4 protein-coding genes and 1 pseudogene are annotated in these 6,735 nt (G+C 51.7%); 2 read left to right on the forward strand and 3 right to left on the reverse strand.

The window, feature by feature from the left end; translation table 11 throughout:
- Positions 1–7: 7 nt before the first annotated feature.
- Positions 8–1,819 (reverse strand): phosphogluconate dehydratase, encoded by a 1,812-nt coding sequence (gene edd / locus KQJ18_RS09730; protein ID WP_085048044.1) that lies wholly within the window; start codon positions 1,817–1,819, stop codon positions 8–10.
- Between the two features lie 234 nt (positions 1,820–2,053).
- Positions 2,054–3,529 carry a glucose-6-phosphate dehydrogenase gene (gene zwf / locus KQJ18_RS09735; RefSeq protein WP_003034896.1) on the reverse strand — a complete coding sequence of 492 codons (1,476 nt, stop codon included), beginning with the start codon at positions 3,527–3,529 and terminating at the stop codon, positions 2,054–2,056.
- 365 nt (positions 3,530–3,894) lie between these two features.
- On the opposite strand from zwf, the gene KQJ18_RS09740 reads away from it, so the two are divergent.
- A complete protein-coding gene (locus tag KQJ18_RS09740) occupies positions 3,895–4,764 on the forward strand; it encodes a MurR/RpiR family transcriptional regulator (RefSeq protein ID WP_038643240.1) in 870 nt (289 codons plus the stop codon).
- A 118-nt stretch (positions 4,765–4,882) separates the two neighbouring features.
- The gene (pyk, locus tag KQJ18_RS09745) at positions 4,883–6,325 is read left to right on the forward strand and encodes a pyruvate kinase (RefSeq protein WP_038641420.1); all 1,443 of its coding nucleotides are present in this window, start codon (positions 4,883–4,885) and stop codon (positions 6,323–6,325) included.
- Positions 6,326–6,369: 44 nt separating this feature from the next.
- Here pyk and KQJ18_RS09750 read toward each other — a convergent pair.
- Positions 6,370–6,735, reverse strand: a pseudogene (locus KQJ18_RS09750) (lauroyl-Kdo(2)-lipid IV(A) myristoyltransferase); the annotation flags it as partial.

A 6,735-nucleotide genomic window follows, 5' to 3' on the forward strand; every position in this document is an offset into this window, starting at 1 on the left:
ATAAGTCTTAAAAAGTGATACAGGTTGCGCCCTGCTCCGCTCCGGACAGCTTCTCACGCAACGCGCTGAACATTTCACGTCCGGTCCCCACGCGCGATGCGCTGAGGTCTGGAATGTGAGGCTGACGTGAAGCAAGTTCTTCTTCGTCAACCAGCAGCGTCAATTCACCTGTCTGTCCATTCACACGAATGATGTCGCCATCACGTACTTTTGCCAGCAGACCGCCATCATAGGCTTCTGGGGTTACATGGATTGCTGAAGGCACTTTACCTGAAGCACCTGAAAGTCGTCCATCGGTAACTAACGCAATTTTGAAACAACGGTCCAATAATACACCAAGTGGCGGCATGAGTTTATGTAATTCTGGCATTCCGTTCGCTTTTGGTCCCTGATGACGCACAACAACTACGCAATCGCGGTCAAGCAGACCGGCATCGAACGCCGGTAACACATCGTGCTGACTTTCAAAAACGACTGCCGGCGCTTCAATAACCTGATTTTCAACCGGTACCGCCGACGTTTTCATCACTGCGCGCCCGAGGTTACCGCTCAGCACTTTAGTGCCGCCGTGGTGAGAGAAAGGTTGGTCAAAGGTGGCAATCACGTTGCTGTCCAGTGATTTCGCCGCCCCTTCGCGCCAGTCCAGTTCACCGTTGTTAAGCCACGGCTCCATGGTGTAACGCGATAAACCGAATCCGGCAACGGTATTCACATCTTCATGCAGCAGACCCGCATTCAGCAGCTCACGCATTAGCACCGGTACGCCGCCCGCCGCCTGGAAATGGTTAATATCCGCCGGACCGTTCGGGTACAAACGCGCCATCAGCGGCACGATATCGGACAGATCGGAGAAGTCATCCCAGTTAATCAGAATCCCGGCCGCGCGCGCCATGGCCACCAGATGCATCGTGTGGTTAGTTGAGCCCCCGGTCGCCAGCAGCGCCACAATTCCGTTCACCACCACTTTTTCATCGATCATTTTACCGATCGGCATCCATTCATTGCCGTTCCCGGTAAGACGCGTAACCTGACGGGCGGCAGCAGCGGTCAACGCTTCACGCAGCGGCGCATCCGGATGGACGAATGAGGAGCCTGGCAGTTGCATCCCCATGAACTCAACGACCATCTGGTTGGTATTCGCCGTACCGTAGAACGTACAGGTACCCGGTGCGTGATAAGACGCCGCCTCGGACTCGAGCAGCGCCATGCGATCAACTTTGCCTTCCGCATAGAGTTGACGAATACGCACTTTTTCTTTGTTCGCCAGGCCGCTCGCCATCGGCCCGGAAGGAATGAAGATTGACGGCAGATGACCGAATGACAGCGCCGCCATCACCAGGCCAGGGACAATTTTATCGCACACGCCGAGGAACAACGCGCCATCGAACATATTGTGAGAGAGACCTACAGCCGCTGACATCGCAATCACTTCACGACTCAGCAGCGAAAGCTCCATCCCATCCTGTCCCTGGGTAACACCGTCACACATGGCCGGCACACCACCGGCAACCTGACCTACCGCATTGGCTTCATGCAGCGCCTGGCGAATGATAGCCGGATAATGTTCATATGGCTGATGCGCAGAAAGCATGTCGTTGTAGGAGGTAATGATCGCGATATTGTTACGCAGCATGCTTTTCAGCGATGCTTTGTCGTCCGGTTGACACGCGGCAAAGCCATGAGCCAGGTTACCGCATGCCAGTTGCGAACGATGAACGGTGGTCGATTTAGCTTGTTCAATACGGGCGAGGTAGGCGGAACGTGTATGGCGAGAACGTTCGACGATACGTTGTGTTACGCGTAACAAATTCGGATTCATAGAGGCTCCTAAAATTTATCTGTCAGAGCGGTAGGGTTAACAATGCTTATCAGTCGTGTTAAAAAGTGCTGAATCGCTTGTTTGCCGTAGCTCAGGGGCAAAATCGTTTCAGGCAGTGTAATAAAAAAAGCCCCGCGGGTGAATCCACGCGAGGCTTAAAAGTGCAAAAATTATTCTGCAATCTGTGTTAGATCATGTTACCGGTAAAATAACCCCTATGGGTAAGGCGATTTTTTACTCGAATTCGTTCCAGGAACGACCATCTCGGGTGATCATTGCCACAGAGGCAACCGGTCCCCAGGTCCCTGCCTGATACGGTTTCGGCGCATCGTTGTCCATCGCCCATGCTTCGGTAATTGAGTCGACCCACTTCCAGGCTTCTTCAACTTCATCACGACGCACAAACAGCGCCTGAATACCGCGCATCGTTTCAAGCAGCAGTCGCTCATAGGCGTCGGCCAGATGCGTCTGGTTAAAGGTTTCGGAATAGCTCAGATCAAGCTTGGTGATTTGCAGGTTATGCTTGTGGTCCAGACCCGGCACTTTGTTCAGCACCTGGATATCAACACCTTCATCAGGCTGCAAACGAATAGTCAGCTTGTTCTGCGGCAGATCCTGCCAGGATTCCCGGAACAGATTCAGCTCAGGCGTTTTGAAATAGACGACGACTTCAGAGCACTTCGTCGGTAAACGCTTGCCGGTACGCAGATAGAACGGAACGCCCGCCCAACGCCAGTTATCAATATCCACACGGATCGCCACAAACGTTTCCGTATTGCTGCTTTTGTTCGCGCCCTCTTCTTCCAGATATCCCGGAACTTTTTTGCCCTGGGCAAAACCCGCGGTGTACTGACCGCGAACCGTCTTTTCACGCACGTTTGAGCGGTCGATACGGCGTAGTGATTTCAGTACCTTCACTTTTTCATCACGAATGCTGTCAGCGCTCAGGTCCGACGGCGGAGACATCGCGATCATGCACAAGATCTGCAGCAGGTGGTTTTGGATCATGTCGCGCATTTGACCGGCCTGGTCAAAATAACCCCAGCGACCTTCAATACCCACTTCTTCCGCGACGGTAATTTCAACGTGATCGATCGTGCGGTTATCCCAGTTGTTTACAAACAGGGAGTTGGCAAAACGCAGTGCCAGCAGGTTCAGCACCGTCTCTTTACCGAGATAGTGGTCGATACGATAAACCTGACACTCTTCGAAATATTCACCGACCTGATCATTGATCTCGCGCGATGTTGCCAGTGACGTTCCCAACGGTTTTTCCATCACAACGCGGGCAGGTTTAGCATTCAGCTTTGCTTCACCCAAACCTTTGCAGATCGCGCCAAAGGTGCTTGGCGGCATCGCGAAATAGTTAATCGTAGTCCGTGATTTCTGATCCAGCATTTCACCCAGACGGCTAAATGCGGCGGTATCATTGACATCCAGATTACAAAACTCCAGACGGCCGCTGAGGGTCTCCCACAAACCTTCATCAATTTTTTCTTTCATGAAGGTTTCGAGCGCTTCGCGCACAACCTTGGTATAGGCTGCTTTGTCCCAGTCGGCACGCCCTACCCCGATGATACGGGTTTCCGGGTTAATCTGGCCGGCCTTTTCCAGTTGATACAGGGAAGGCAGCAATTTCCGCCGCGCCAGGTCGCCCTTCGCGCCGAAAATGACCAGGTCACATGCCTGGGCTGTTTGCGTTACCGCCATGTCATTCTCCTCAATTAAGTGTCTGGTGCTTTTGCCAGAAACTGGTTGTAATTTTATTACAGTGCACTGTACTGCTTTTACGTGAATCCGGAAACCGTAAACGCTTATCCAGCCGTGCTGTTACCGCAAACAGGCGTTTGATTGGCGTTTACCTCTGCAAAATGGATAAAAAAGTCGCTTTTTTTCGTAGCCATGAAGAAGTAACAAAACCAGACTTCGATCATGTAATGAAAAAAAACAACAACTATTCTGTCCATTTTGCCCCGTTCCTTCCGTGGCAGGGGTAATATCTAGCAAATGTATCCCCCGATTTCCCCGTATCGCTGAAATCGTTTTTTCCCATGAGCCATGAGTCGACCTACATCATGAATATGCTGGAAAAAATCCAGTTAAAACTGGAACAGTTGAGCAAATCAGAGCGTAAAGTCGCTGACATTATTCTTGCCTCACCCGACCGGGCAATCCATTCAAGCATCGCTGCGCTTGCGCTGGAAGCCAACGTCAGCGAGCCGACGGTGAACCGCTTCTGTCGCAGTATGGATACGCGCGGCTTTCCTGATTTTAAACTTCATCTGGCGCAAAGTCTGGCAAATGGCACCCCTTATGTTAATCGTAATGTGGATGAGGATGACAGCGTAGAATCTTACACGGGAAAAATCTTCGAGTCGGCGATGGCAAGTCTTGACCACGTTCGCCAGTCTCTGGATAACACCGCGGTAAACAGGGCGGTGGATTTGTTAACCCAGGCGAAGAAAATTGCCTTTTTTGGCCTTGGGTCTTCCGCCGCGGTAGCGCACGACGCGATGAACAAATTTTTTCGTTTTAACGTACCGGTGATCTATTCCGACGATATTGTACTGCAACGTATGAGTTGCATGAATTGTAGCGACGACGACGTTATTGTGCTGATTTCGCATACCGGAAGAACCAAAACTCTGGTTGAACTGGCGCAGTTGGCGAGGGAAAACGACGCGATGGTTATCGCTTTGACCTCTCCCGGCACGCCGCTGGCGCGCGAAGCCACGCTGGCCATTACCCTCGACGTACCGGAAGATACTGACATTTATATGCCCATGGTCTCTCGACTTGCTCAACTGACCGTGATAGATGTGCTGGCTACAGGATTTACTTTGCGCCGCGGGGCAAAATTTAGAGATAACTTGAAGCGTGTCAAGGAAGCACTCAAGGAATCGCGTTTTGATAAAGAATTACTCATCAAGAGTGATGATCGCTAAAAGCAATAACAATGTTCTACCCTTTTATCATCCGGGTCGTTCATTTACCGTCAATGTTTGAGAACGACCGGATTAATGTTCACGCAACACCTAGTTGTTTCAGTCAACGGAGTATTACATGTCCAGAAGGCTTCGCAGAACCAAAATCGTTACCACGTTAGGCCCAGCAACTGATCGCGATAACAACCTCGAAAAAATTATCGCTGCGGGTGCGAACGTCGTACGTATGAACTTTTCGCACGGCTCTCCAGAAGATCACAAAATGCGGGCGGATAAGGTCCGTGAAATTGCCGCAAAACTGGGACGCCATGTAGCTATTTTGGGTGACCTGCAGGGACCTAAAATCCGCGTATCAACCTTTAAAGAAGGTAAAGTTTTTCTTAATGTTGGCGACAAGTTCCTGTTAGACGCCAACCTTGGCAAAGGCGAAGGCGACAAAGAAAAAGTCGGGATCGATTATAAAGGTCTGCCTGCTGACGTCGTGCCAGGCGATATCCTGCTACTTGATGACGGTCGCGTACAGCTTAAGGTGCTGGAAGTCCAGGGAATGAAAGTCTTCACCGAAGTCACCGTCGGCGGCCCGCTGTCCAATAATAAGGGCATCAACAAATTGGGCGGCGGTCTTTCTGCTGAAGCCCTGACCGAAAAAGATAAAGCTGACATCGTCACTGCAGCGCAAATCAGCGTTGATTATCTGGCCGTCTCCTTCCCGCGCTGCGGCGAAGACCTGAACTATGCCCGCCGTCTGGCGCGCGACGCAGGTTGCGATGCGAAAATCGTCGCCAAGGTAGAACGTGCGGAAGCCGTCTGCGACCAGAATGCGATGGATGACATCATTCTGGCTTCCGACGTGGTGATGGTCGCTCGTGGCGACCTGGGCGTTGAAATTGGCGATCCTGAGCTGGTAGGTATTCAAAAAGCGTTGATTCGTCGCGCACGTCAGCTGAACCGTGCGGTTATTACCGCCACGCAGATGATGGAGTCGATGATTACCAACCCAATGCCGACCCGTGCGGAAGTGATGGACGTGGCTAACGCCGTACTGGACGGTACCGATGCCGTTATGCTCTCTGCAGAAACGGCAGCAGGTCAGTACCCGGCAGAAACCGTCGCGGCAATGGCTCGCGTATGCCTGGGTGCCGAGAAGATCCCGAGCATCAACGTCTCCAAACACCGTCTTGACGTGCAGTTTGACAATGTCGAAGAAGCGATTGCTATGTCAGCGATGTATGCCGCTAACCACCTGAAAGGGGTAACCGCTATCATCGCGATGACTGAGTCTGGTCGTACCGCGCTGATGACCTCTCGTATCAGTTCTGGTCTGCCGATTTTCGCGATGTCTCGTCATGAGCGTACGCTGAATCTGACCTCTCTGTATCGCGGTGTCACACCGGTTCACTTTGACAGCGAAACTGATGGCGTGGTTGCCGCCAATGAAGCGGTGAACCTCCTGCGCGATAAAGGTTATCTGGTTTCCGGCGACCTGGTGATTGTGACCCAGGGCGATGTCATGAGCACCATTGGCTCAACCAATACCACGCGTATTCTGACCGTCGAGTAACTACCGTCTGATGTAAAAAGGCCTCTCACATGAGAGGCCTTTTTTTATTTCTTCGGATAGAGATCTTTGCGTTTATAAGGCTCAATTTCACCCGGTTTACGCGTCTTAAGCAGTTTTAAAATCCAGGTGTATTGCTCAAGGTGTGGGGCAACAAAAATTTCCACCTCTTCGTTCATTCGTCTGGCAATTGTGTGATCATCCGCCGTCAGGATGTCATCCATCGGAGGACGTACCTGGATCGTCAGGCGGTGCGTTTTACCATCATATACCGGGAACAGAGGCACCACGCGCGCATGGCACACCTTCATCAGACGGCCAATCGCCGGTAACGTTGCTTTATAGGTCGCAAAAAAGTCCACAAACTCGCTGTGTTCAGGACCATGGTCCTGATCCGGCAAATAGTATCCCCA

It is taken from the genome of Citrobacter sp. S55_ASV_140 (genome assembly GCF_018919505.1).
Classification (GTDB): domain Bacteria; phylum Pseudomonadota; class Gammaproteobacteria; order Enterobacterales; family Enterobacteriaceae; genus Citrobacter; species Citrobacter werkmanii.

Excerpts from the sequence above, each read along its gene's own strand:
- edd (WP_085048044.1), bottom strand. The coding sequence starts at position 1,819 with ATGAATCCGAATTTGTTACGCGTAACACAACGTATCGTCGAACGTTCT.
- zwf (WP_003034896.1), bottom strand. The coding sequence starts at position 3,529 with ATGGCGGTAACGCAAACAGCCCAGGCATGTGACCTGGTCATTTTCGGC.
- KQJ18_RS09740 (WP_038643240.1), top strand. The coding sequence starts at position 3,895 with ATGAATATGCTGGAAAAAATCCAGTTAAAACTGGAACAGTTGAGCAAA.
- pyk (WP_038641420.1), top strand. The coding sequence starts at position 4,883 with ATGTCCAGAAGGCTTCGCAGAACCAAAATCGTTACCACGTTAGGCCCA.